21 protein-coding genes are annotated in these 26,214 nt (G+C 70.6%); 3 read left to right on the forward strand and 18 right to left on the reverse strand.

Annotated features, from left to right (window positions below):
• Positions 1–70 precede the first annotated feature (70 nt).
• The 3 genes from fusA to rpsL form a co-directional block, all read right to left on the reverse strand.
• Positions 71–2,173, reverse strand: a complete 2,103-nt coding sequence (gene fusA / locus ACFP3R_RS08120; protein ID WP_380634315.1) for an elongation factor G — start codon at positions 2,171–2,173, stop codon at positions 71–73.
• A gap of 92 nt (positions 2,174–2,265) precedes the next feature.
• Positions 2,266–2,736 (reverse strand): 30S ribosomal protein S7, encoded by a 471-nt coding sequence (gene rpsG / locus ACFP3R_RS08125; RefSeq protein WP_380634316.1) that lies wholly within the window; start codon positions 2,734–2,736, stop codon positions 2,266–2,268.
• Positions 2,736–3,110, reverse strand: coding sequence for a 30S ribosomal protein S12 (gene rpsL / locus ACFP3R_RS08130; protein WP_030473471.1), 375 nt, complete (start codon positions 3,108–3,110; stop codon positions 2,736–2,738). Before rpsL ends, rpsG begins: the two co-directional genes overlap by 1 nt.
• Positions 3,111–3,547: 437 nt before the next feature.
• Between rpsL and ACFP3R_RS08135 the strand changes: the two genes are divergently transcribed.
• The 3 genes from ACFP3R_RS08135 (at position 3,548) to ACFP3R_RS08145 (ending at position 5,334) form a co-directional block, all read left to right on the forward strand.
• Positions 3,548–4,507 carry a phosphotransferase gene (locus tag ACFP3R_RS08135; RefSeq protein ID WP_380634318.1) on the forward strand — a complete coding sequence of 320 codons (960 nt, stop codon included), beginning with the start codon at positions 3,548–3,550 and terminating at the stop codon, positions 4,505–4,507.
• Positions 4,508–4,545: 38 nt separating this feature from the next.
• The gene (locus tag ACFP3R_RS08140) at positions 4,546–4,830 is read left to right on the forward strand and encodes a TFIIB-type zinc ribbon-containing protein (protein WP_380634319.1); all 285 of its coding nucleotides are present in this window, start codon (positions 4,546–4,548) and stop codon (positions 4,828–4,830) included.
• A gap of 96 nt (positions 4,831–4,926) precedes the next feature.
• Positions 4,927–5,334, forward strand: a complete 408-nt coding sequence (locus ACFP3R_RS08145) for a hypothetical protein (RefSeq protein ID WP_380634320.1) — start codon at positions 4,927–4,929, stop codon at positions 5,332–5,334.
• 140 nt (positions 5,335–5,474) lie between these two features.
• Here the strand turns inward: ACFP3R_RS08145 and ACFP3R_RS08150 are convergent, their stop codons facing one another.
• The 15 genes from ACFP3R_RS08150 to rplJ all read right to left on the reverse strand — a co-directional run bounded on the left by ACFP3R_RS08150 (position 5,475) and on the right by rplJ (position 26,214).
• A complete protein-coding gene (locus ACFP3R_RS08150) occupies positions 5,475–9,371 on the reverse strand; it encodes a DNA-directed RNA polymerase subunit beta' (protein ID WP_380634322.1) in 3,897 nt (1,298 codons plus the stop codon).
• A gap of 104 nt (positions 9,372–9,475) precedes the next feature.
• Entirely contained in the window at positions 9,476–12,958 is a 3,483-nt protein-coding gene (rpoB, locus tag ACFP3R_RS08155) for a DNA-directed RNA polymerase subunit beta (protein WP_380634324.1), read from the reverse strand.
• A 663-nt stretch (positions 12,959–13,621) separates the two neighbouring features.
• Positions 13,622–14,710 (reverse strand): hypothetical protein, encoded by a 1,089-nt coding sequence (locus ACFP3R_RS08160; RefSeq protein WP_380634326.1) that lies wholly within the window; start codon positions 14,708–14,710, stop codon positions 13,622–13,624.
• A gap of 10 nt (positions 14,711–14,720) precedes the next feature.
• Positions 14,721–15,233: a hypothetical protein gene (locus ACFP3R_RS08165; RefSeq protein ID WP_380634328.1), complete on the reverse strand. Its 513-nt coding sequence runs from the start codon at positions 15,231–15,233 to the stop codon at positions 14,721–14,723.
• Positions 15,233–16,474: an MCE family protein gene (locus ACFP3R_RS08170; protein WP_380634330.1), complete on the reverse strand. Its 1,242-nt coding sequence runs from the start codon at positions 16,472–16,474 to the stop codon at positions 15,233–15,235. The genes ACFP3R_RS08165 and ACFP3R_RS08170 overlap by 1 nt, the downstream gene beginning before the upstream one ends.
• Positions 16,471–17,652: an MCE family protein gene (locus tag ACFP3R_RS08175; RefSeq protein WP_380634332.1), complete on the reverse strand. Its 1,182-nt coding sequence runs from the start codon at positions 17,650–17,652 to the stop codon at positions 16,471–16,473. Before ACFP3R_RS08175 ends, ACFP3R_RS08170 begins: the two co-directional genes overlap by 4 nt.
• On the reverse strand, positions 17,649–18,818 hold the full coding sequence (locus tag ACFP3R_RS08180) for an MCE family protein (protein ID WP_380634334.1): 1,170 nt from the start codon (positions 18,816–18,818) through the stop codon (positions 17,649–17,651). Before ACFP3R_RS08180 ends, ACFP3R_RS08175 begins: the two co-directional genes overlap by 4 nt.
• Entirely contained in the window at positions 18,819–19,844 is a 1,026-nt protein-coding gene (locus ACFP3R_RS08185; RefSeq protein WP_380634335.1) for an MCE family protein, read from the reverse strand.
• Positions 19,841–20,869 carry an MCE family protein gene (locus tag ACFP3R_RS08190; protein WP_380634337.1) on the reverse strand — a complete coding sequence of 343 codons (1,029 nt, stop codon included), beginning with the start codon at positions 20,867–20,869 and terminating at the stop codon, positions 19,841–19,843. The genes ACFP3R_RS08185 and ACFP3R_RS08190 overlap by 4 nt, the downstream gene beginning before the upstream one ends.
• Entirely contained in the window at positions 20,866–22,188 is a 1,323-nt protein-coding gene (locus tag ACFP3R_RS08195) for an MCE family protein (protein WP_380634338.1), read from the reverse strand. The genes ACFP3R_RS08190 and ACFP3R_RS08195 overlap by 4 nt, the downstream gene beginning before the upstream one ends.
• A complete protein-coding gene (locus ACFP3R_RS08200) occupies positions 22,185–23,024 on the reverse strand; it encodes an MlaE family ABC transporter permease (RefSeq protein ID WP_380634339.1) in 840 nt (279 codons plus the stop codon). Before ACFP3R_RS08200 ends, ACFP3R_RS08195 begins: the two co-directional genes overlap by 4 nt.
• A gap of 1 nt (position 23,025) precedes the next feature.
• Positions 23,026–23,757 carry an MlaE family ABC transporter permease gene (locus ACFP3R_RS08205; protein ID WP_380634647.1) on the reverse strand — a complete coding sequence of 244 codons (732 nt, stop codon included), beginning with the start codon at positions 23,755–23,757 and terminating at the stop codon, positions 23,026–23,028.
• Between the two features lie 50 nt (positions 23,758–23,807).
• Positions 23,808–24,917 carry an ABC transporter ATP-binding protein gene (locus tag ACFP3R_RS08210; RefSeq protein WP_380634341.1) on the reverse strand — a complete coding sequence of 370 codons (1,110 nt, stop codon included), beginning with the start codon at positions 24,915–24,917 and terminating at the stop codon, positions 23,808–23,810.
• Positions 24,918–25,182: 265 nt separating this feature from the next.
• The gene (gene rplL, locus ACFP3R_RS08215; protein WP_380634342.1) at positions 25,183–25,569 is read right to left on the reverse strand and encodes a 50S ribosomal protein L7/L12; all 387 of its coding nucleotides are present in this window, start codon (positions 25,567–25,569) and stop codon (positions 25,183–25,185) included.
• Between the two features lie 63 nt (positions 25,570–25,632).
• Positions 25,633–26,214: a 50S ribosomal protein L10 gene (gene rplJ / locus ACFP3R_RS08220; RefSeq protein ID WP_380634343.1), complete on the reverse strand. Its 582-nt coding sequence runs from the start codon at positions 26,212–26,214 to the stop codon at positions 25,633–25,635.

The following is a 26,214-nucleotide window of genomic DNA, read 5'->3' on the forward strand; positions in this document are numbered from 1 at the left end:
GTCTGGGTGGTGCGGACCCCAGGGACTCACCCCGGAGAGCCCGCGTGGTGCTGCGGTGCTCCGGTTGGGGTTACTCGCCCGTCGCCTTCGCGATGATCTCCTTCGCGACGTTCGCGGGAACCTCGGCGTAGGAGTCGAACGTCATCGAGTAGTTCGCGCGACCCTGGGTCCTGGACCGCAGGTCGCCGACGTACCCGAACATCTCCGACAGCGGGACCAGTGCCTTGACGACACGGGCGCCGCTGCGCTCCTCCATGGCCTGGATCTGGCCGCGGCGGGAGTTGAGGTCGCCGATCACGTCGCCCATGTAGTCCTCGGGCGTGGTGACCTCGACGGCCATCAGCGGTTCGAGGATCGCCGGGCTCGCCTGGCGAGCGGCTTCCTTGAGCGCCATGGAACCGGCGATCTTGAACGCCATCTCCGACGAGTCGACCTCGTGGTACGCGCCGTCGAGCAGCGTCAGCTTCACGCCGACCAGCGGGTAGCCCGCCAGCACGCCGTACTGCATGGCGTCCTGGGCGCCCGCGTCCACGGACGGGATGTACTCCCGCGGGATGCGACCACCGGTGACCGCGTTGACGAACTCGTAGAGCGCGCCGTCCTCGGTCTTCTCCAGCGGCTCCAGGTCGATGAGGACCTTCGCGAACTGGCCGGAACCACCGGTCTGCTTCTTGTGGGTGTAGGAGTACTTGTCCACCTTGCGGCGGATCGTCTCCCGGTACGCCACCTGGGGCTTGCCGATGTTCGCCTCGACCTTGAACTCGCGGCGCATCCGGTCCACCAGGATGTCCAGGTGGAGCTCGCCCATGCCGGCGATGATCGTCTGGCCGGTCTCCTGGTCCAGGTTGACCCGGAACGTCGGGTCCTCCTCGGCCAGCTTCTGGATCGCGGTGCCCAGCTTCTCCTGGTCGGCCTTCGTCTTCGGCTCGATCGCCACCTGGATGACCGGCTCGGGGAAGGTCATGGACTCCAGCACGATGGGCGACTGCGGGTCGCAGAGCGTCTCACCGGTGGTGGTGTCCTTCAGCCCGATCACGGCGTAGATGTGACCGGCGATGGCCTCGTCGACCGGGTTCTCCTTGTTGGCGTGCATCTGGAAGATCTTCCCGATGCGCTCCTTGCGGTCCTTGGTCGAGTTGATGACCTGGGTGCCGGAGGCGACCTTGCCCGAGTAGACCCGGATGTAGGTCAGCTTGCCGAAGAACGGGTGCGCCGCGATCTTGAACGCCAGGGCCGAGAACGGCTCGTTCGTCGCGGGCTTGCGGAAGGCCGGCGTCTCGCCGTCCTGGAGCGTGCCCTCGACCGGGGGGAGGTCCAGCGGCGCGGGCAGGAAGTCGATCACCGCGTCGAGCATGGGCTGGACGCCCTTGTTCTTGAACGCCGAACCGCAGAGCACCGGGTAGGCGGAGCGGTTCTTGACGATGTCGCGGATGCCCGTCTTGATCTGCTCGACGGTCAGTTCCTCACCGCCCAGGTACAGCTCCATCAGGGCGTCGTCGGTCTCGGCGACGGCCTCGACGAGCGCCTCGCGGTACTCGGCGGCCTTGTCGGCGAGGTCGGCCGGGATCTCCTCGACCGTGTAGTCCTCGCCCTTCTGGACCTCGCCGCGCCAGGTCAGCGCGCGCATCTCCACCAGGTCGACGACGCCGATGAAGTCGCTCTCCGCGCCGATCGGGATCTGGATCGGCAGCGGCTTGGCGCCCAGGCGCTCCTGGATGGTCCGCACGGTGAAGTAGAAGTCCGCGCCGAGCTTGTCCATCTTGTTGACGAAGCAGATGCGCGGCACGTCGTACTTGGTCGCCTGCCGCCAGACCTGCTCGGACTGGGGCTCGACGCCCTCCTTGCCGTCGAACACGGCAACGGCGCCGTCGAGGACGCGCAGGTTGCGCTCCACCTCGACGGTGAAGTCGACGTGGCCCGGCGTGTCGATGATGTTGATCTGGTGGTTCTTCCAGAAGCAGGTCGTCGCGGCCGACGTGATCGTGATGCCGCGCTCCTGCTCCTGCTCCATCCAGTCCATCACCGCGGCGCCGTCGTGGACCTCGCCGATCTTGTAGCTGATCCCGGTGTAGAACAGGATCCGCTCGGTCGTCGTGGTCTTGCCCGCGTCGATGTGGGCCATGATCCCGATGTTGCGGACCTTGGCCAGGTCGGTGAGCACATCCTGTGCCACGGGTGTTTCCCCTGTCTTGAGCTAGCTGGGTAGCAGGCTCACTAGGGCTGGGAGAGCCCCGCCGGTCCCCTGGGGACCGGGGGGGCGTCACATCACCAGCGGTAGTGGGCGAACGCCTTGTTGGACTCGGCCATCTTGTGCGTGTCCTCGCGGCGCTTGACGCTCGCGCCCAGGCCGTTGCTCGCGTCGAGCAGCTCGTTCATCAGGCGCTCGACCATGGTCTTCTCACGGCGCTGCCGGGAGTAGGTGATCAGCCAGCGCAGGGCGAGCGTGGTCGAGCGACCCGGCTTGACCTCGATGGGCACCTGGTAGGTGGCGCCACCGACGCGGCGGGACTTCACCTCCAGCGCGGGCTTGACGTTGTCCAGGGCGCGCTTGAGCGTGACGACCGGGTCGGTGCCGTTCTTGTCGCGGGCGCCTTCGAGGGCGCCGTACACGATCCGCTCGGCCACAGAGCGCTTGCCGTCGACCAGCACCTTGTTGATGAGCTGGGTCACCAGCGGAGAGCTGTAGACCGGGTCGGAGATCAGCGGCCGCTTCGGGGCCGGTCCCTTGCGGGGCATCAGCTCTTCTCCTTCTTCGCGCCGTACCGGCTGCGAGCCTGCTTGCGGTTCTTCACGCCCTGCGTGTCGAGGGAGCCGCGGATGATCTTGTAGCGGACACCCGGGAGGTCCTTCACACGACCGCCGCGGACGAGCACCATCGAGTGCTCCTGGAGGTTGTGGCCCTCACCGGGGATGTAGGCCGTGACCTCGATGCCGCTCGTCAGCTTCACGCGGGCGACCTTGCGCAGCGCCGAGTTCGGCTTCTTGGGCGTGGTCGTGTAGACGCGGGTGCACACACCGCGCCGCTGCGGGCTGCCCTTGAGCGCCGCGGTCTTCTGCTTGGCGACCTTGTCCTGCCGGCCCTTGCGGACCAGCTGCTGGATCGTTGGCATACGCCGGCTGCTTCTTCCGTTCGCGTGCTCGTCGCATGGGCGGCGAGCTCTGTTTACCTGGTCCCTCTCTGCACCCGAGGTCGGGCGTGTCGCGCCACTGGCGGTGAGGCCGGGCGGATCAAGCACCAACTCCAGGTCCGCAAGCGACATCCCAGGATGCCCCTGCGCGTGGAGGTCACCGCGGCCGGCTTTCCAGCACCACTGGCGCGTAGGCACGCGGAGCGGCCCGACATGGGTCGGGCACGAGTACCAAAGATACCCCGGCCGGTTCCCGAGGGTCAAAACGGATGCCACTCGCCCTTGACAGCCCCACCCCCGTCAACGCCGCCGGCGCCGCGCGCATTCCCGCCCTGGGCGTGAGGTCCCGCACTCCGCCCAGGTCAGCCCCGGTGGGGTGATCGTCGGCCCGGCACCGGCCCACCGGGCACACTGAACGGGTGAACTCCGATCTCGTCGCGGGCATGGCCGCGCTGGTGGGGCCCGCCGCCGAGCCCGAGGTGCTCGCGGTGCGCGGCGACGTCGTGGTGGTCCGGGTCGGGGACGTGGTGCTCAAGGCCCACGAGGCCGGGACGGACCCCGTCGAGCTGGCCGGCCGGCTGCGCCTGGCCGCCGACCCGCGCCTGGCCGGCCTCCTGCTGCCGCCGCTGCTGGGGCCCGAGGTCGTGGCGGGGCGCGTGGTGTCCGGGTGGCCCCCGGGGACACCGGTGCCGCAGAGCGAGCCGGAGGACCTGCCCATGGAGGCGGCCGGGCGAATGCTGGCCGAGCTGCACCGGTTCGCGGCCGCCGACTTCGCGCCGCCCGTGCCGGCGGCGGGCGCGTGGCCGCGGATGCGGCGCGCGGTGCGGGAGCTGACCCTCGACACGCCGGCCGCCGACCTGGTCCGCCGGGCGTTCGCGACCCTGCCCGGCACCCACTCCCCCGGCACCCACTCCCCCGGCACCCACTCCCCCGGCACCCCGGCAGACACCCGGGCAGCGGGCGACCAGGCGGCAGACGACCCCCTGCCGGGCACGACGCTGATCCACGGCGACTGGCACCTGGGCCAGCTCGTGCGGCGGGACGGCGGGTACCGGCTGATCGACGTGGACGACCTGGGGGTGGGCGACCCGGCGTGGGACCTGGCCCGGCCGGCCGCGCTGCACCTGGTGGGCGTGCTCGACGAGGTGGCCTGGGGCCGGTTGCTCGGGGCCTACCTCGGGGCGGGCGGCACGGGCGTGCCGCGCGACGACCCGTGGTCGGCGCTGGAGGTGCCGGCCCGCGCGCTGGTGGTGCAGATGGCGGCGCGCGCCCTGACCGCGGCGGAGCGTGACGGCACGGAGCTGAACGACGCCCAGGATGCCCTGTTGGCGGCTTGCGCTCGCATCGTCTCGGCCCACGAACCGATGCGGCGTGGCTAATATCGGACACATCGCGTCAAGAGCAGGAGGCTCACACGATGCAGTGCCCCAAGTGTCACGGGAATATGCGCACGTTCGACCGCATGGGCGTGCACATCGAACAGTGCGACGGCTGCCGCGGGGTCTTCCTCGACTACGGCGAGCTGGAGGCCATCACCCGGCTGGAGCAGCAGGTGGCCCCGCCCCCGCCGCCCGTCGCACCCGCCCCCCAGCAGGTGCACTACGTGCAGCAGCCGCCCCCGCCCGCGTGGGGCTACGGCGGCGGCGGCCACTACGGGCACCGCAAGCACCGCGGCCTGGGCGGGCTGTTCTTCTCGTCCTGACCCGAACCGGTGGTGGTCCCGTGCGCGGGACCACCACCGTGGTTGTCACTGGTGAGGAGCAGGGGCGATACTCGGCGGTAACCGAGGAGGACCCCGATGTCCGTCGCCACCGAAGCCGCCCGGATCCGGGACCTGTTCGAGCAGGTCCAGGAGATCGAGGAGGTCGCCTCCAGCCTGTCGGAGGACGACGAGCGCCGGCTCAAGCTGAACGGCGTGGTGGCGAAGGCCCTGCGCGGCGCGCCCCCGGTGCGCCCCGTGGTCGCGGGCGAGCTGCTGGCGCTGACGGAGAAGACGGTGAAGGCGTGGGCGCGCGAGGGCGTGCTCGCGGTCCACAGCCGGGAGCCGCGGCTGCTCCTGGACCCCACCCGCCTGCACGAGGTGCTGCACGTGGTCGCGGACCTGCGCCGGGCGGGCCGGGCACGCGGCCTGCTGGACGAGGTGCACCGCAGGCTGGGCGACCAGGCACCGCCCGCCCTGCCCCACCTCACCCTCCCCCACCCCTGAAACCCGCGCGAGTCGTACGTCCAGGACCACCGTGTCGTACGTCCAGGACCCCCGAGTTCAACGTTCAGGACCCCACACACACGCGAGGAAGGCCCCCGGAGCACGAGGCTCCGGGGGCCTTCTTCAGCTGACCACGGCCTTCAGCGGTAGTCGCGGCCGAAGTCGTAGTCGTCCAGCGGCACCGCGGCGCCGGTACCCGTGCCGAAGACGTCCGGCGTGTAGTAGCCGTCGTCGTAGCTCGGGATCGCGTACGCCGCCGCACGCGCCTCCTCGGTCGGCTGCACCTGGATGTTCCGGTACCGGTTGATGCCGGTGCCGGCCGGGATCAGCTTGCCGATGATCACGTTCTCCTTCAGGCCGATCAGCTTGTCCGACCGGCCGTTGATGGCGGCGTCGGTCAGGACTCGCGTGGTCTCCTGGAAGGAGGCCGCGGACAGCCACGAGTCGGTCGCGAGCGACGCCTTCGTGATGCCCATCAGCACCGGACGGCCGGCCGCGGGCTCGCCGCCCTCGGCCACCACGGCCCGGTTGCCCGACTCGAAGTCCGCGCGCTCGACCAGCGAGCCCGGCAGGAACTCGGTCGCACCCGAGTCGATGATCGTCACCCGGCGCAGCATCTGCCGGACGATGACCTCGATGTGCTTGTCGTGGATCGCCACGCCCTGGGCCCGGTAGACCTTCTGGACCTCCTGCACCAGGTGCAGCTGGGCCTCGCGCGGCCCCATCACGCGCAGCACCTCGTGCGGGTCGGGCGTGCCCTCCAGCAGCTGCTGGCCGACGGCCACGTGGTCGCCGTCCTGGAGCGGGCCGGTGACCGTGTTCGCGAGCCGCTGGCGCTTGGACAGCTTCTCGAAGATGATCTCCTCGGACCCGTCGTCCGGGATGAGGGTGATCTTCCAGAACCGGTCGCCGTCCTCGATGCGGACCCGGCCGTCGACGTCCGCGATGGGCGCCTTGCCCTTCGGCACACGAGCCTCGAAGAGCTCCTGCACGCGGGGCAGACCCGTCGTGATGTCGTCGCCGGCCACACCACCCTGGTGGAAGGTGCGCATGGTCAGCTGCGTGCCGGGCTCACCGATCGACTGGGCGGCGACGATGCCGACGGCCTCGCCGACGTCGACCAGCTTGCCGGTCGCCATCGAGCGGCCGTAGCAGGACGCGCACACGCCGACCGCGGACTCGCAGGTCAGCACCGAGCGGACCTTGACCCTGGTCACCCCGGCCTCGACGAGCGTCGCCAGCGCCGGGTCGCCCAGGTCGTCACCGCGGTTGAGGACGACGTTGCCGCCGCCGTCGGTGATGTCCTCCGCGATGGTCCGGGCGTACACGGAGGTCTGCGCGAACTCGTGCAGCACCACCTTGTCGCCGAGCCGCTCGCCCACGGTCATGTTCACGCCGCGCGTGGTGCCGCAGTCGATCTCGCGGATGATGACGTCCTGCGAGACGTCCACCAGACGACGGGTCAGGTAACCCGAGTCGGCGGTCCGCAGCGCGGTGTCGGCCAGGCCCTTGCGGGCGCCGTGCGTGGCGATGAAGTACTCCAGCACCGACAGGCCCTCGCGGAACGAGCTCTTGATCGGCCGCGGGATGTACTCGCCCTTGGGGTTGGTCACCAGACCGCGCATACCGGCCAGCGACCGCACCTGGGTCATGTTGCCCGCCGCCCCGGACGCCACGATCATGCGGATCGAGTTGTCCTCGGGGAAGTTCGCCTCCATGACCTCGGCGACCTCTTCGGTGGCCTTGGTCCACACCTTGACCAGCTCGTTGTTGCGCTCCGTGTGGGAGAGCTGACCGCGCTGGTAGCGCTTCTCGACCGCGTCCGCGAGCTTCTCGTACTCGTCGAGGATGCCCTGCTTGGCCTCCGGCACGAGCACGTCGGAGATCGCGACGGTCACGCCCGAGCGGGTGGCCCAGTAGAAGCCGGCGTCCTTCAGCTTGTCCAGCGTCCGGGCGACGGTGACCATCGGGTACCGCTCGGCGAGGTCGTTGATGACCATGGCCTGCCGCTTCTTCGGCATGACCTCGTTCAGGAACGGGTAGTCCTGCGGCAGCACCTCGTTGAACAGCACCCGGCCCAGGGTGGTCTCGGCCAGCCACGGCTGACCGGGCTCCCAGCCCTCCGGCTCCTGGCCCTTCGGCGGGTTCTTGTCCGAAATGCGGATCTTGCACATGGCCTGGAGACCCAGGGCCTTGCGGTCGAACGCCATCTGCGCCTCGGCCGGCGAGGAGAACGCGTGGCCCTCGCCGAGGTCGTCCTCCTTGTGCCGGGTCAGGTGGTACAGGCCGGTCACCATGTCCAGTCGCGGCATGGCCAGCGGCTTGCCCGACGCGGGCGAGAGGATGTTGTTCGACGACAGCATCAGCACGCGCGCCTCGGCCTGCGCCTCGGCGGACAGCGGCAGGTGGACCGCCATCTGGTCACCGTCGAAGTCGGCGTTGAACGCCTCGCAGACGAGCGGGTGCAGCTGGATGGCCTTGCCCTCGACCAGCTGCGGCTCGAACGCCTGGATGCCGAGGCGGTGCAGCGTGGGCGCGCGGTTGAGCAGCACCGGGTGCTCGGTGATGACCTCTTCGAGCACGTCCCACACGGCCGGGCGGGCGCGCTCGACCATGCGCTTGGCCGACTTGATGTTCTGCGCGTGGTTGAGGTCCACCAGGCGCTTCATCACGAACGGCTTGAACAGCTCCAGCGCCATCTGCTTGGGCAGGCCGCACTGGTGCAGCTTCAGCTGCGGGCCGACCACGATGACCGAACGGCCGGAGTAGTCGACGCGCTTGCCGAGCAGGTTCTGGCGGAACCGGCCCTGCTTGCCCTTGAGCAGGTCGGACAGCGACTTGAGCGGCCGGTTGCCCGGACCCGTCACCGGCCGGCCCCGGCGGCCGTTGTCGAACAGCGCGTCGACGGCCTCCTGGAGCATCCGCTTCTCGTTGTTGACGATGATCTCGGGCGCGCCGAGGTCGATCAGCCGCTTGAGGCGGTTGTTGCGGTTGATGACGCGGCGGTACAGGTCGTTCAGGTCGGAGGTCGCGAAGCGGCCACCGTCGAGCTGCACCATCGGGCGCAGGTCCGGCGGGATGACCGGCACGCAGTCCAGCACCATGCCCTGCGGGTTGTTGCGGGTCGCCTGGAAGGCGGCCACGACCTTCAGCCGCTTGAGGGCGCGCAGCTTCTTCTGGCCCTTGCCGCTGCGGATGGTCTCGCGCAGGACGTCGGCCTCGGCGTCCACGTCGTAGTCACCCAGCAGCTTCTGGATGGCCTCGGCGCCCATGGCGCCGGTGAAGTAGTCGCCGTAGCGGTCGTACAGCTCGCGGTAGAGCAGCTCGTCCGCGATCAGCTGGGCCTTGTCCAGCTTGGTGAAGGTGGACCAGATCTCGTCGAGGCGGTCCAGCTCGCGCTGGGCGCGGTCGCGGAGCTGCCGCATCTCGCGCTCGCCGCCCTCCTTGACCTTGCGGCGGACGTCGGACTTGGCGCCCTCGGCCTCCAGCTCGGCCAGGTCGGCTTCCAGCTTCTGCGCGCGCGCCTCGACGTCGGCGTCGCGCTTGTTCTCCACGCGCTTGCGCTCGACCTGCATCTCGCTGTCGAGCGTCGGCAGGTCGTTGTGGCGCAGCTCCGCGTTGACGCCCACGATGACGTAGGCGGCGAAGTAGATGATCTTCTCAAGGTCCTTCGGGGCCAGGTCGAGCAGGTAGCCCAACCGGCTCGGGACGCCCTTGAAGTACCAGATGTGGGTGACCGGCGCGGCCAGTTCGATGTGGCCCATGCGCTCGCGGCGCACCTTGGCGCGGGTCACCTCGACGCCGCAGCGCTCGCAGATGATGCCCTTGAAGCGCACCCGCTTGTACTTGCCGCAGTAGCACTCCCAGTCCCGGGTGGGACCGAAGATCTTCTCGCAGAACAAGCCGTCCTTCTCCGGCTTGAGCGTGCGGTAGTTGATGGTCTCGGGCTTCTTGACCTCGCCGAAGGACCACTGGCGGATGTCGTCCGCGGTCGCGAGACCGATGCGGAGCTCATCGAAGAAGTTGACGTCGAGCACGTCTACTCTCTTCCCCTTTTTTGTTCGGTGCTGCTTGGGGTGCTGGCGGCTGGGTCACCGAGGGGGGACGCGGGAGGCGTCCCCCCTCGGTGACCGGCGGGGAACTAGTTGACGACGTCGTCCACGGACGGCGACTCGGACCTCGACAGGTTGATGCCGAGGTTCGCGGCCGCGCGCTCCAGGTCTTCGTCGTCACCGTCGCGCATCTCGATCGCGGCGCCGTCCGAGGACAGCACCTCGACGTTGAGGCACAGCGACTGCAGCTCCTTGAGCAGCACCTTGAAGGACTCCGGGATACCCGGCTCCGGGATGTTCTCGCCCTTGACGATGGCCTCGTAGACCTTCACGCGGCCCAGCACGTCGTCGGACTTGATGGTCAACAGCTCCTGCAGCGTGTAGGCCGCGCCGTACGCCTGCATCGCCCAGCACTCCATCTCACCGAAGCGCTGGCCACCGAACTGCGCCTTACCGCCCAGCGGCTGCTGCGTGATCATCGAGTACGGACCGGTCGAACGGGCGTGGATCTTGTCGTCGACCAGGTGCAGCAGCTTCAGGATGTACATGTAGCCGACCGACACCGGGAAGGGGTACGGCTCGCCGCTGCGCCCGTCGAAGAGCTGCGCCTTGCCGTTCTCCTTGACCATCCGCTCGCCGTCGCGGTTCGGGACCGTCGAGCCGAGCAGGCCCGTGATCTCGTCCTCGCGAGCGCCGTCGAAGACCGGGGTGGCGGTCTTCGTGCCGGGCTCGACGTCCATCAGCTCCTCGGGCAGGTTCTTCGCCCAGTCCGGGTCGCCGTTGATGCTCCAGCCCTGCTTGGCGATCCACCCGAGGTGGGTCTCCAGCACCTGGCCGATGTTCATACGACGGGGCACGCCGTGCGTGTTCAGCACGATGTCGACCGGGGTGCCGTCCTCGAGGAACGGCATGTCCTCGACCGGGAGGATCTTGCCGATGACGCCCTTGTTGCCGTGGCGGCCGGCGAGCTTGTCGCCGTCCTGGATCTTGCGCTTCTGGGCGACGTAGACGCGGACCAGCTCGTTCACGCCCGGGGGCAGCTCGTCGTCGTCCTCGCGGCTGAACACGCGGATGCCGATGACCTTGCCGTACTCGCCGTGCGGCACCTTCAGCGACGTGTCGCGCACCTCGCGGGCCTTCTCGCCGAAGATCGCGCGCAGCAGGCGCTCCTCCGGGGTCAGCTCGGTCTCGCCCTTGGGGGTGACCTTGCCGACCAGGATGTCGCCCGGCTGGACCTCGGCGCCGATGCGGATGATGCCGCGCTCGTCGAGGTCGGCCAGGACCTCCTCGGAGACGTTCGGGATGTCCCGGGTGATCTCCTCGGCGCCCAGCTTGGTGTCCCGCGCGTCGATCTCGTGCTCCTCGATGTGGATCGAGGTCAGGACGTCGTCCTGCACGAGGCGCTGCGACAGGATGATCGCGTCCTCGTAGTTGTGGCCCTCCCACGGCATGATCGCGACGAGCAGGTTCTTGCCCAGCGCCATCTCGCCGTTCTCGGTGCACGGGCCGTCGGCCAGCACCTGGCCGTGGTGCACCCGGTCGCCCTCGTTCACGATGGGCTTCTGGTTGATGCAGGTGCCCTGGTTCGAGCGGCGGAACTTGTGCAGGCCGTAGGTCTGCCGCGAGCCGTCGTCGGCCATGACCGTGACGTAGTCGGCGGAGATCTCCTCGACCACACCGGTCTTCTTGGCCACCACGACGTCACCGGCGTCGACCGCGGCGCGCAGCTCCATGCCCGTGCCGACCAGCGGCGACTCGCTGCGCAGCAGCGGCACCGCCTGGCGCTGCATGTTGGCGCCCATCAGGGCGCGGTTGGCGTCGTCGTGCTCCAGGAAGGGGATCATGGCGGTCGCGGCCGACACCATCTGGCGCGGCGAGACGTCCATGTAGTCGACGTCGCGCGGGTCGATCATCTCGACCTCGCCGCCCTTCTTGCGGACCAGGACCTTCTCCTCGAGGAAGTTGCCCTCGATGTCGATCCTGGCGTTCGCCTGGGCCTTGACGTACCGGTCCTCCTCGTCCGCGGTCAGGTAGTCGACCTGGTCGGTGACCCGACCGTCGACGACCTTGCGGTACGGCGTCTCGATGAAGCCGAACGGGTTGACCCGCCCGTAGGAGGACAGCGAGCCGATCAGGCCGATGTTCGGGCCTTCCGGCGTCTCGATCGGGCACATGCGGCCGTAGTGCGACGGGTGGACGTCGCGGACCTCCATGCCGGCCCGCTCACGGGACAGACCGCCGGGACCCAGCGCCGACAGGCGGCGCTTGTGGGTCAGACCCGCGAGCGGGTTCGTCTGGTCCATGAACTGCGACAGCTGGGAGGTGCCGAAGAACTCCTTGATCGCCGCCACCACGGGGCGGATGTTGATCAGGGTCTGCGGCGTGATGGCCTCGACGTCCTGGGTCGTCATGCGCTCGCGCACGACGCGCTCCATGCGGGACAGGCCGACCCGGATCTGGTTCTGGATCAGCTCGCCGACGGTGCGCAGGCGGCGGTTGCCGAAGTGGTCGATGTCGTCGACCTCGACCGGCACCTCCATCTCGCCCGGCTGCATGTTCGTCTCACCGGCGTGCAGGCGGACCAGGTACTCGATCGTCGTGACGATGTCGTCCTCGGTCAGCACGCCCTTGGCGATCGGGAGGTCCAGGCCCAGCTTCTTGTTGACCTTGTACCGGCCGACCTTGGCGAGGTCGTAGCGCTTGTCCTTGAAGAACAGGTTCTCCAGGAGGGCCTGCGCGGACTCCTTCGTCGGCGGCTCGCCCGGGCGCAGCTTGCGGTAGATGTCGAGCAGCGCCTCGTCGGTACCCGCGGTGTGGTCCTTCTCCAGCGTCGTCAGCAGCGTCTCGGAGAACGAGAAGCGCTCGCGGATCTGCTCGGTGCTCCACCCCAGCGCCTTCAGCAGCACGGTGACCGGCTGCCGGCGCTTGCGGTCGATCCGGACGCCGACGGTGTCGCGCTTGTCGACGTCGAACTCCAGCCAGGCACCCCGGGACGGGATGATCTTGACGCTGAAGACGTCCTTGTCGGTCGTCTTGTCGATCGCCGTGTCGAAGTAGACACCCGGCGAGCGGACGAGCTGGGACACCACCACGCGCTCGGTGCCGTTGATGATGAACGTGCCCTTGTCCGTCATCATCGGGAAGTCACCCATGAACACCGTCTGGCTCTTGATCTCGCCGGTGGTGTGGTTGGTGAACTCCGCCGTGACGAACAGCGGGGCCGCGTACGTCATGTCCTTGTCCTTGCACTCCTCGACGGAGGCCTTGACCTCGTCGAAGCGCGGGTCGGAGAAGGAGAGCGACATCGAGCCGGAGAAGTCTTCGATCGGGGAGATCTCGTTCAGGACCTCCTCGAGGCCGCCGGTGGGGGCCTCGTCACCCGCGTCGACGCGGCGCTGGAACCACGCCTCGTCGCCGGTGAGCCATTCGAACGACTGGATCTGCAGGTCGAGCAGGTTGGGCGTCTGAAGCGGTTCGTGGATCTTCGCGAAAGAGACTCGCTTCGGCGCTCCGGGAATCCCCGACGTGGAGTTGGTCGCAGCAGTGGCCTTGGTCGCGCGAGAGATCGCCAAGATGCGTCCTTCCAGGGACAGGTAGCTGGCTAGTCAGCGGAACTAGCACGGCTGTCAAGGGTGCGGCGATGCCCGGCAATCCAGCTCTCGGCGAAGGGCAAACGGAAAGAGGGCAGCGCAAAGGGGCAGTCTAGCCGCGCGCACGCCAACTGTCGAGAGGCACGTGGAAGGACCTTTCTCGTGCTCACCGACAGAGTGACCCTGCTGACGCCCACAGTCAAGATGCCACGCGGCGATCACCCTAGCGGCGCAAGCGGTGATAACGGGGCGTTATCGTCTTGACCTGCCGAAACACCGGGACGTGAACCAGGGTGAACCTTTGGCGGGCGGTGCGGGGGTCGGGGAGGGCCTGGCGATTTCGTTCGGTCACTGGCCGAAAACTGTGACCGAGGTCACTCTATTCGGGGCTGGTCAACGGGCTTCCGGGCCCCTTTCGGACGACACCGGGTGCCCGAGCGGGGGACAGGGGCGAGCGGCGGGTTCGAGGCGCGGGCGGCGGGGTAAGGAGGGGGCGGCGAAGGCGGCGGGAGGGGAGCGGGTCGGCCCCGGGTGCGGCGAGGGGTACGACCTCCGGGGCGGCGGGGGCCGCGGCCCGGGGCGCGGCGGCGAGGTCGGCCCCGGGGGTGGCGGGGGCTGCGGCCCCGGGTGCGGCGAGGGGGCGGGTCAGCACTTGGCGGTCTCGGCGGCCTGGTCGCCGCTCTGGCCGAACATCTCCATGTTGTCGACCCGCCAGCGGCCGTCGAGCTTCTGGGCGCCGACCCTCATCATCGCGATGCCGCCGCCGCTCTGGTTGTCGGTGGTGCGGGTGGTGACCTGGTCGAGGAAGAGCAGCACCGCGGCGCGGTCGCCGTCGAGCGAGGTCACGCCGCTGGAGACGGCCTTGACCGTGACCACCAGCTTCTGCTCGGGCGCGAGGGTGCGGACCGGGCCGAAGATCGCGTTGTACTGGCACCGGGCCTTGCCGACCAGCAGCTCGTTGGCGGCCTTCTCGGTGGCGGCGACGTCGGCGAAGTTGTAGGAGAACGCCTTCTCGACGGCCTCGCGGGCCTGGCCGGCCACCTCGGTGGTGCCGGCGCTGTCCACCAGGGCCTGGTCGTAGCGCACGTCGCCCGCCCTCTGCTGGAACCACGCGCCCAGCCCGACCAGCAGGGCGGCCAGCACGAGCAGGGTCACGGGCAGCAGCGGGCCGGAGCGGTGCGGGCGGCGGGACCCGCGGCCGGGGGCGAACGGGGCGGGGGCGCGGTCCGCCTCGTCGGGGTCGGACGCGCGGGTCCGGGCCGTGCCCGGGTCGTCGAGCACGCTCGGGGCCACCGCCTCGCCACGCCTGCGCCGGCCCCGGGGGCGGGGGCTCGGGGCCCGGGTGTCCGGGTCGGGGATGTCGGCCTCGTGGGTGTCGACCTCGGAAGTGTCGGCCTCGGGGGCGTCGGCCTCGGGGGCGACCGCTCCTGAGGTGTCGGCCCCGGAGGTGCCCGAGTCGGAGGTCTCGGTGGTCCCGATCCGGCCGGTGTCGTCGCGGGGCTCGATCAGGCCGAGTTCCTCGGTCGACCGCGCCGGGGCGGCCCCCACCGGGCCGTCGACCGGCTCGTCCCCGGGCTGCCGGGTGTCGGGCTGCCGGGTGTCGAGTTCGGCGGGAGCATCCGCGGCCGGGGCGTCGACCGGCTTCGCCCCGGGGCGTTTGCGCAGGCCGGCGACCTTCGGCCGGGTGGTGGGCGGCGTCGGGACCGGGCGGCGGCGGGACGGGGGCACTGTCATCTCCTCGCGATCACGCGCCGCCGGCCGCGACGGGCCCCAGCGCGCTGAGCTTCCAACCGGCGTCCGTGCGGGTCAGGTCGGTCTGGTAGCGGTTGACCTTCTTGACCGCCTGCCCGCCCTCCGGCGTCACGGTGGTCTCCACCACGGCGATCAGGTGCGCCTGCCCGGCCCGCGCGTCCAGCTCGGTCACGGCCGCGTCGAGCACCCGGCTCATGGTCACCGTCCGGGCGTCCGCGATCTGCTGCTTCCGGGTGTCCCGGCCGCTCTCGATCTCCGCCCGCAGCTCGCCGGTCGACGACTCCAGCCACCGGTCCAGGTCCTCGTCGACCTTCCGGTGGTCGAGCGTGGTGAAGTTGACGATGCCGACCTGCCCGACCCGCAGCACCTCCTCCCGCTCCCGGGAGAACGCCGCGGACTCGTCGGACGACGCGCTCCACCACGTCACCCCGGCCCACAGCGCGTAGCCGGCGGCCAGGACCACCAGCACGGCCGAGACCGGCAGGAACCAACGCCGAAGCCCCATCAAGACCCTCCTCCGACCGGCAGGCCGAGCAACTGCCCCAGGCTGGTCAGCAGCGGGGCCCCGGCCGCCTGGTCCACCACCGGCTCCCGGCCCGGCTGCGTGGTCTCGCCGCCGGTCGGGGTGGTCGGGGTGCCACCGTAAGGCGCGTTCTGGGCACCCCGCACGCCGGTGGCGCTCCCCGGCGCCAGCGCGCAGTACGCCTGCGTGTTCAGCGGGGCCGCGCTGGTGTCGGTGCCCTGCCGGATCGCGGTGCCCTCGTAGCCGACCGTGCAGGGCGGCGGGTCGAACACGTTCAGCGCGAGGCCGAAGTGCGCGCCCGTGCCGTCGCCCTTGGCGACCGAGAAGCCGCCGCCGACCGCGATCGGGTAGGTCACCGCCATCTGCTCCAGGCCGTCGAGCCTGGTCACCAGGATGTTGCCGGTGGTCAGCAGGTTGGCGAGCACGACGCCGAGGTTCGGCCCCGTCTCGCGCAGCAGCGCCGACACCTGCTCGGCGACCCCCGGGGACACCGCGATCAGCCGCCGCAGGTCGCCGTCGGAGTTCTTCAGCTGCTCGGCCAGGGCCCGCAGGTCCGTCGAGAACGACCTGATCGCGCTGCCCTGCTCGGCCTGGGTGTTCAGCACCACCAGCCCGTCGTCGATCAGCGCCTTGGTCTGCGGCAGGTGCTCGGTGGCGGCCCTGGTGAAGGCCCGCGTGTTGTCCAGCAGCACCTGGAGGTCGGGCCCGGTCCCGGCGAACGCCCGGTCCAGCTCGTCCACCACGATCCGCAGCGAGTCGGTCGGCACGGACCGCGCGAACGCGTCGAGGTTGCCCAGCAGCGCGTCCACGGGCGGCGGCGTGCTGGTGGCCGACCGGGGGATGACCGAGCCGGCGCCCAGGTAGGGCCCGTCCTCGCCGCGCGGGCGCAGGTCCACGTACTGCTCGCCCACCGCGGACCGGTTGGCGACCACGGCCTCCAGGTCGGCCGGGATGGGCGGCGCGCCCGGCTCGATGTCCAGGTCGACGTCGAGCCCGTCGGCGGTCAGCCGCATCTGCGCGACCCGGCCCACGCCCACGCCCCGGTAGGTGACCTCGGCGTTGGTGAACACGCCGCCGGAGTCCTCCAGCTGCATCGTCACCACGTACCCGGTGGCGCCGAACACCCGGCCGAGGCCCGCGTACCGGGCGCCGACGTAGCTGATGCCGACCAGCGCGATCACCACGAACGCGCCGATCTGGAGCTTGGTCCTGCGCGGGATCACCGGCCCACACCCCCCAGCAGCCCGCCGAGCAGGTCGCCGAGCCCCGAGCGCCCCGGCGTCACCCCCGGCAACGGCAGGTTCGGCAGCGGCAGCGGCACCGACGGGGCGGTGCCCGTGATGCCCGGCAGCACCGGCACCTCGGGCAGCACCGACTGCCGCGACCGGCCCAGGTTGTCCACGATCGAGCCCAGGTCCAGGTCGATGTCGGCGTAGAGGTTGGTGTAGTCGCCCCGCACGGCCGGGATCGAGGCGTCCGGGAACGGGTAGGTCAGCAGCAGCTCGAACGCGTTGGGCAGGTTGCTGCCCGCCTCCACCAGCTTCCGCAGGGTCGGCGCCAACGCTCTCAGGTCGGCCACGACGTCGTCCTTCGACCTGGTCACGGTGTCCACCGCCACGTCCGACAGCGCGTCCAGCGACTGGAGCAGCGTCACCAGCTGGGTGCGCTGCTCGCTGAGCACCGCCAACCCCGGCTCCAGCCCGTCGAGCACGCCCTCGATCCGACCGCGCTGCGCGCTCAGCGCCCCGCCGAGCCGGTTGAGCCCGTCGAGCGCGCGGGTGATCTCGCCCCGGTGCGCGTCCAGGTCCCCGACCAGCGCGTCCAGCCGGCCCAGCAGCGACTTGACCTGCGGCTCGTTGCCCTCCAGGGCGGCGTTGAGCTCGCGCGAGATGTCCTGGAGCTGCGCCACGCCACCGCCGTTGAGCAGCATCGACAGCGCGCCGAAGACCTCCTCGACCTCGGGGTTGCGGTTGGTCCGCTCGACCGGGATCAGCGCGCCGTCGGTCAGCTCGCCCTGCTCGGCGCCCTCGGTACCGCGTCCTCCGGTGGGACCGTCCAGCTCCACGTACTTCTCACCCAGCAGCGCGGACTGGCGCAGCCGCGCGACCGCGTTGCCCGGCAGCCGGACCCCGCCGTTGACCAGCACGGTCACCTCGGCGGTCCAGCCGTCGGCGGCCAGGTCGATGCGGTCCACCCGGCCCACCGGCACGTCGTTGACCTTCACGCCCGCCTGCGGCACCAGGTCCAGCACGTCCTGGAACCGGACCTTGACCGTGTACGGCCGGTCCCCGAGGTCCGCGCCGCCGGGCAGCGGCATGGTGTAGACGCCGTCGAAGCCGCCCGAGCCGCAGCCGGCCAGCAGCAGCGCGCCGGTCACCAGGAGGACCGCGGGCCGCCTCACCGGGGCACCCCCGCGAGCGGCAGGGGCAGCGGCACCCGGCCCTGGGCCAGGTCGGACAGCACCTCGGCCGGCGGCTTGAGCGCCACCTGCCCGGACAGGACCGGCTCCAGCTGCCGGCACGCCTGCGCCAGCACCCCGGGCACGCGGCCCGGCTCGATGCCCTGGACCAGCTTGCAGACCAGCACGATCGGCGGCTGGTTCAGCTCGTTGATGTCGGCGCGGGTGTCGAGCGTGCCGGAGGCCGCGTTGTAGGTGTTCTGGAGGTTGCCCAGGGCCAGCGGCGCCACGTCCAGCACCTCGGCCAGCGCGGCCCGCTGGTCGACCAGCACCTGCGTGACGCCGGCCAGCTTGTCGACGTTCGACTTGAGCACCGCCCGGTTGTCCTGGATGAAGCCCTGCACCTGCCCGAGCGCGGAGGCCAGCTCGGCCAGCGCCCCGCCCAGGTTCTCCCGCTCGTCGGCGAGGAACCCGGCGACCTCGGCCAACTGCCGGTTGACGTCGCGCACCTGGCTGTCGTTGGCGGCGAGCATCCCGGTGAACTTCTGGAGCTGGTCGACGGTGGCGAACAGGTCCTCCTTCGAGCCGGACAGCGTGCGGGCGGCGTCGCCCAGCCGCTCGACGGTGTCGCCGATCGCCTGGCCGTTGCCCTCCAGGTTGGCCGCGGCGCCGGTCAGCAGGTCGGACAGCGCGCCGTCGCGGTTGGCGCCGTCCGGGCCGAGCGCCGTGGTCAGCTCGTTCAGGCTCGCGTAGAGCTGGTCCAGCTCGACCGGGGTGGCGGTGCGCTCGCGCGGGATGGTCACGCCGTCGCCCAGCGCCGGCCCGCCGGTGTAGGCGGGGGCGAGCTGCACGTACCGGTCGCTGACCACGCTGGGCGCGACCACGACCGCCCGCGCGTCCGCGGGCACCTCCACCGACCGGTCGAGCGACAGGGTGACGCGCACCGTCGTGCCCTGCGGCTCCACCTCGTCGACCGAGCCGACGCGCACACCGAGCACCCGCACGTCCGAGCCGGGGTACACCCCGACGGCCGCCCCGAAGATCGCGGTCACCCGCCGGGTGTCGCCCCCGGCGAACGCCCACCACAGCGCCGCGGCCGCCACGATCACCAGCACGCACGCCATGGCCAGCGCACGGGTCAGGTCGCGGCCCGTCCTCGTCGTCGCCACCTAGTTCCCACCCCCCGCGGGTGAGCGCTGCACACCGGGTGGGAGGCAGCCCTCCTCGTTGAAGCCGATCACGCCGAGGTTCACCGACGGCGGCAGCAGGCCGCAGATGTAGACGTCGAACCAGCGGCCGTTGCCCAGCGTGTTGGCGAGCACCCGGTAGAACGGGGCCAGCAGGTTCAGGCTGCGCTCCAGCGTGTCCTGGTTGCGCTGGAGCACCGTGGTGACCCGGTCCAGCTGCTCCAGCGCGGGCCGCAGCTGCGCCTGGTTGTCCGCGACCAGCCCGGTCAGCTCCCGGGACAGCGCGCGGGTGCCGTCGAGCAGCGCGCTGATCGCGTCCCGCCGCTTGCGCAGCTCCCCCAGCAGCAGGTTGCCGTCCGCGAGCAGCCGCTCGAACTGCTCGTTGCGGTCGGACAGGGTCTCGGTGACCTGGTTGGTGTTGGCCAGCAGCCGCGCCAGCTGCTCGTCGCGGGAGGAGATCGTCTTCGACAGGGCGGCCAGGCCGTCCAGCGCGCCGCGGACGCTGTCCGCCGAGCCCTGGAGGGTCTCCGACAGCACCCGGAAGCTGGTCGCGAGCTGCTCGGTGTCGATCTGGCCGACCGTGGTCGCCAGCCCGTTGAACGCCTCCTGCACGTCGTACGGGGACAGCGTGCGCTCGCGCGGGATCGGCGTGCCCGGGTCCAGCGGCTGCTCGCCCTGCGGGTCCAGGGCCAGGAACTTCTGGCCGAGCAGCGTCTTGATGCGGATGGTCGCGGTGCTGCGGTCGCCCAGCCAGGCGTCCTTGACCTTGAACGACACGCGCACCCGGTCGCCGGCCAGCTCGACCCCGGTGACCTTGCCGACCTTCACCCCGGCCACGCGCACCTCGTTCGACTCGATCAGGCCCGCGGCCTCGGTGAACTCGGCCGAGTAGGTGGTGCCGCCGCCGACGATCGGCAGGTCGTCGGAGTTGAGCGCGGCGAGCACCAGCAGCGCGATGACCGTCAGGGAGACGATGCCGACCGTGATCGGGTTGCGTTCGGTTCTCACGGGCGGCACCTCGGCTGCGTGACCGGCAGGACGGGGATCGGGAGGGGGTCGTTGATGATCGGCGGCACGGCCACCCGACCGGTGCCCTCGCACAGGAAGAAGTTGAACCAGGACCCGTAGGACGCGGTCCGGGCCAGGGACTCCAGCTTGGTCGGCAGGTTCCGGATGACGCCCTCCACGACCGCCTCGTGGTCCCCGAGCGTCCGGGACACCAGGCCGAGGTTCGCGATGTCGTCCTTCAGCGGTTGCCTGGCCTCCTCCAGCAGGCCCGCGGTGGCGCCGGTGAGGTCGCCCAGGGCGCTGATCGCCTCGCCGATCGGCTGCCGGTCGCCCGCGAGGCCCGTGGTCAGCTCCTGGAGCGTGGTGACCAGCTCGGACACCTGGTCGGTGCGCCCGTTCACGGTGTCCAGCACGGTGTTGAGGTTGTCGATCACCTCACCGATCACCTGGTCCCGGCTCGCCAGCGTGGTGGTCAGCGAGGCGGTGTGGCGCAGCAGGCTGTCGATCGTGCCGCCCTCGCCCTGGAGGACCTTGACGATCTCCTCGGACAGCTGGTTGACGTCCTCCGGGTTCAGCGCCTGGAACAGCGGCTTGAACCCGTTGAACAGCACGGTCAGGTCCAGCGCCGGCCGGGTGCGCTCCAGCGGGATCACCTCGTCGGGGCGCAGCGGCGACGGGTCGCCCGCGCCCGCCTCCAGCGCGACGTAGCGCTGGCCGACCAGGTTTCGGTACTTGATCGTGGCGGTCACCGAGGCGGGCAGGGTGCGGTCGCCCTCCAGCGAGAACTCGACCTCGGCCACCCGCCGGTCCACCACCCGGACCTCCTCCACCTGGCCGACCCGGACGCCCGCGATCCGCACGTCGTCGCCCTCGTTGAGCGCGGTGACGTCGGTGAACCGGGCGGTGTAGGGGGTGGAGCCGGAGAAGTTGACGTTGGCGATGGTCACCGCGAGCAGGGCCGTCGCCAGGACGGTGACCGTGGCGAAGATCCCGAGCTTGACCAGGGGTGCGGCCAGCGACCTCACGCGGTCACCTCCGCGCCCCGGTACAGCGGGCCGAGCAGCAGCGCGGTGAAGCTCGGCATCTGGTCGCGCTCCAGGCCGAACTGCGGGGCCAGCAGGCCCGCCAGGAAGTCCTGCTCGGCGGGCGAGTTGGCCAGCGTCGGCACGCCGGTGGCCGACGACGGCGAGGTGGTGCCCCCGACGCCGGTGGCGGGCGGCAGCACGCCGTCGTTGGCGACCCGGGCGGCCGGCGGGTGCGTGGAGCCGTCCTGGACCGGGCCCTCCGGCGGGTACTGCGGGAACGGGTCGGGCCGCGGCACGAGGTCGTAGCAGCGCGGGCCGCGCTCGTCGCCGTACTCCGGGTCGTCCCTGCCCGGCACGTACTTGCCGCGGTTGGCGGTGATCTCCAGGGTGATGTGCAGGCCGGGCTCGTCGGTGCCCTTGCCGAACACCTGGTCCATGATCGGCTTGAACTCGGACAGGCCCTTGAGCAGGCACGGGTACTCGGGCGAGTACTCGGCCAGCAGCTCCAGCACCGGCCGCGAGACGTCGGCCAGCTGGATCAGGTTGTTCCTGTTCACCGCGAGGAAGCCGGCCAGGTCCGTGGAGGTGGTGGTCAGCGAGCCGTACACGGTGAGCAGGTCGTCGCGCTGCTCGACGAGGGTGCGGCTGGTGGCGGTGGCGTCGTCGAGGGCCCGCACCAGGTCGGGCGCGGCGTCGGCGTAGACCTCGGACACGTCCGCCAGGCGGCTGATGCCCTCCTTGAGCGCGGGCAGCTGCGGGTTCAGCTCGCCCAGGTAGGCGTCGAGCTGGACCAGCGTCTCCCCCAGCGGCCTGCCCCGGTTCTCCAGGGCCTGCGACACCGCGGTCAGCGTGGTGGCCAGCTTCTCCGGCTGCACGGCCTGGAGCACCGGCATCAGGCCGTCGAGCACGCGCTCCAGCTCGACCGCGCCGCTGGAGCGGTCCTGCTCGATCACGCCGCCCTCGGCCAGGGGCGCCTGCCGCCGCTCGGGCAGCACCAGGTTCACGTACCGCTCGCCGAACAGCGTCTTGGGCAGCAGGCGGGCGGAGACGTTGGCCGGGATGTGGTGCACCTGGTCGGGGTCGAGCGCCAGCTCCACCTCGGCGCCCTCCCCCCCGGTGCGGATGGCGTCGACCCGGCCGACGACCATGCCGCGGACCTTCACGTCCGAGTCGACCAGCAGCTGGTTGCCGACCCGGTCGGTCTTCAGCGTCACCCGCACGACCTTGGTGAACGCGTCGTTGTAGAGCGCGATCGTGAACGCGAGGAACAGGGCGATCACGGTGAGGAGCACGACGCCCAGGAAGCGGCGTTTGATCATCCGGCGATCCTCACGGTCGTGGTCGTGCCCCAGATCGCCAGGCTGAGGAAGAAGTCCAGCAGGCTCGTCGTGACGATCGCGGTGCGCACCGCCCGGCCGACCGCGATGCCCACGCCCGCCGGGCCGCCGCTGGCGCGGTAGCCGTAGTAGCAGTGGGTCAGGATGATCACGACGGCGAAGACGAGCACCTTGCCGAAGGACCAGAGCACGTCCACCGGGGGTAGGAACAGGGTGAAGTAGTGGTCGTAGGTGCCCGCCGACTGGCCGTAGAACTCCACCGTGATGAACCTCGCCGCGAGGTACGAGGTCAGCAGGCCGATCACGTACAGCGGGATGATCGCGACGAAGCCCGCGATGATCCGCGTGGTGACCAGGTACGGCAGGCTGGGGATGCCCATGACCTCCAGCGCGTCGATCTCCTCGGAGATCCGCATCGCGCCGAGCTGGGCGGTGAAGCCCGAACCCACGGTCGCGGACAGCGCGAGCCCGGCCACCAGCGGCGCGATCTCGCGGGTGTTGAAGTAGGCGGAGACGAAGCCCGCGAACGCCGAGGTGCCGATCTGGTTGAGCGCGGTGAAGCCCTGGAGGCCGACGACCGTGCCGGTGAACACCGACAGGCCGACCATGACGCCGATCGTGCCGCCGATGACCGCCAGCGCGCCCGAGCCGAAGCTCACCTCGGCGAGCAGGCGCAGCGTCTCGCGCAGGTAGCGGGTCAGCGTGCGCGGCGTCCAGGCCAGCGCGCGCAGGTAGAACCACAGCTGGTCACCCAGGGTGTCGAGCAGCGACAGCGGTGCGCCTGCCACCCTGCGGAAGCGGTTGTCGGACGTGGCCACCTCAGCTCCCCTTCGCCGGGACGACCTGGAGGTAGATCGTGGTCAGCACGAAGTTCACGAAGAACAGCAGCAGGAACGTGATGACCACGGCCTGGTTGACCGCGTCGCCGACGCCCTTGGGGCCGCCCGCCGGGTTGAGGCCGCGGTAGGCGGCCACGATGCCCGCGATGAAGCCGAAGATGAGCGCCTTGATCTCGGAGATCCACAGGTCCGGCAGCTGGGCCAGGGCGCTGAAGCTCGCCAGGTACGCGCCGGGCGTGCCGTCCTGGAGCACGACGTTGAAGAAGTAGCCGCCCATCACGCCGACCACGCTGACCATGCCGTTGAGCAGCACGCTGACCAGCATCGCGGCCAGCACGCGCGGCACCACCAGGCGCTGGATCGGCGAGACGCCCAGCACCTCCATCGCGTCGATCTCCTCGCGGATCTTGCGGGAGCCGATGTCGGCGCAGATCGCGGAGCCGCCCGCGCCCGCGATGAGCAGGGCCGTCACGATCGGGCTGGCCTGCTGGATGATCGCCAGCACGCTCGCCGCGCCGGTGAACGACTGGGCGCCGAGCTGGCGGGTCAGCGAGCCGAGCTGGAGGGCGATGACCGCGCCGAACGGGATGGACACCAGGGCCGTCGGCAGCACGGTCACGCTCACCACGAACCAGCACTGCTGGATGAACTCGCGCAGCTGGAACGGGCGGCGGAAGGTGTTGCGGACCACGTCGATGCCCAGCGCGAACATCTGGCCGGTCTCGCGCAGCGCGCCGGCGCCGGGGAACGTGGCCTGCGCGCTCACAGCACGCCCCCCTGCCGGGGCCACGGGCTGGGCGCCGGCGGGGCGGTCGGGGCCGCAGAAGAAGCCGCGGAGGACGCCGCGGCAGGGGCCGCGCTGCCCGCCATCACGCCGTAGTGGCGGCGCTCGTCGGGGGTGAGGCTCTCGATGATGCCCTGCTGCGCGTCGGCGGGCAGCGCGTGCAGGACGCTCATCACCCGGTCCTTGCGGCGGCGCACCGCGTCGCGCGGCGGCAGGCCGGGCGTCGGTTCGAGCTGGGGCACCACGCCGCGCACGTCCTCGTCGGGCGAGCCGTCCGAGTGACCCGCCCGCAGGTGCGCCAGCTCGGCGGCCATCGTGGCCTGGTCCTTCTCCTCCGACATGCCGATCGGCCCGAGGCGGCGGCCGTTGAGGAACTGCTCCACCACCGGCTCGTCGCTGGTCAGCAGCACCTCGCGGGGGCCGAACATGACCAGCTCGCGGCGGAACAGCATCCCCAGGTTGTCCGGGACCGTGCGGGCCAGCGTGATGTTGTGCGTGACGATCAGGATGGTCGCGTCGATCTGCGCGTTCAGGTCGATCAGCAGCTGGCTCAGGTAGGCCGTGCGGACCGGGTCGAGGCCGGAGTCCGGCTCGTCGCACAGGATGATCTCGGGGTCGAGCACCAGGGCGCGGGCCAGGCCGGCGCGCTTGCGCATCCCGCCGGAGATCTCGCCGGGGAGCTTCTTCTCCGCGCCGACGAGGCCGACCATCTCCATCTTCTCCAGCACGATCCGGCGGACCTCGGCCTCGGTCTTCCGGGTGTGCTCGCGCAGCGGGAACGCCACGTTGTCGAAGAGGTTCATCGAGCCGAACAGCGCGCCGTCCTGGAACAGGACGCCGAACAGCTTCCGGATCTCGTAGAGCTTGTGCTCGGAGCAGCGCACCAGGTCGGTGCCGTTGATGACGATCCTGCCCCGCTCGGGCTTGAGCAGGCCGACCAGCGACTTCAGGAACACCGACTTGCCCGTCCCGGAGGGCCCGAGCATGACGCTGACCTCACCCGGCGGGAGGGTGAGCGTGACGTCCCGCCAGATGGTCTGCTTGCCGAAGGACTTCGTCAGGCCCTCGACCACCACCTCGACGCCCATCGCACCTCCCGCTTCGACGGCACCGGCGGTGACGCCGGACAGGCCGGCGTCATACCGGTGCAACGAGGTCGCCGCGTCGTGGTTACTCGCCAGTTGGGTCAACGCAGTCTCAACTGGGTAACGACGTGACGCTTACCACCGGCACGACCCTACCCACGAGTAGGCAAGTTTTTCCAGTCCCTTCGGCGGTCCGCACGGCCCTGAACAGCACGAGGGCGGGCACCCGGTCCGGGTGCCCACCCTCGCAGCGGCGTGGAGCGCTAGATCACTTGAGCGAGATCTTGGCGCCGGCGGCCTCGAGCTTCTCCTTGGCGGCGTCGGCGACGTCCTTCGCCACGTTCTCCAGGAGCGCCTTCGGAGCGGACTCGACCAGCTCCTTGGCCTCCTTCAGGCCCAGGCCCGAGACGACCTCGCGGACGACCTTGATGACCTGGATCTTCTTCTCGCCGGCGCCCTCGAGGACGACGGTGAACTCGTCCTTCTCCTCCTCGGCGGGGGCAGCGGCGGCGGCGGGGCCGGCGGCCGCGACGGCGACCGGGGCAGCCGCGGTGACCTCGAAGGTCTCCTCGAACTGCTTCACGAAGGCCGACAGCTCCAGCAGCGTCATGTCCTTGAACGCGTCGAGCAGCTCGTCGGTGCTGAGCTTCGCCATGATGGCGGTCCTTTCTCTTTCAACGCCCGAACTGCGGCCGGGACGCGGAGTGTCTGGGGTTGATCAGCTTTCGGCCGGAGCGTCGGCCTCGTCGGAAGCCGTGGCCTCCGACGCGTCGGAGGTGGGGGCCTCCGCGGCCTTCTTCTCCTGCAGGGCAGCGGCCAGGCGAGCCACCTGGGAAGCCGGGGCGTTGAACAGACCCGCGGCCTTGGCCAGGTTGCCCTTCATCGCGCCCGCCAGCTTGGCGAGCAGCACCTCACGGGATTCGAGGTCCGCGATCGCGGCGACCTCGTCGACCGAGAGGGGACGGCCATCCATGTAGCCGCCCTTGATGACCAGGGCCTTGTTGTCCTTCGCGAAGTCACGCAGCGCCTTCGCCGCGTCGACCGGCTCGCCCTCGACGAAGGCGATGGCGGTCGGACCGACGAGCAGGGTTTCGAGACCCTGGACGCCCGCGTCCTCAGCGGCACGCTTGACCAGCGTGTTCTTCGCAACGGTGTACGTGGTGCCCGCGCCGAGAGCGCGACGCAGCGTGGTGAGCTGCGCCATGGAGAGGCCACGGTACTCGGTGACGACGGCGGCCGAGCTACCGCGGAACTTGTCCGACAGCTCGGCGACGGCCGAAACCTTGCTGGGCTTCGCCAT

Source organism: Saccharothrix lopnurensis (genome assembly GCF_042658445.1).
Lineage (GTDB): Bacteria > Actinomycetota > Actinomycetes > Mycobacteriales > Pseudonocardiaceae > Actinosynnema > Actinosynnema lopnurensis.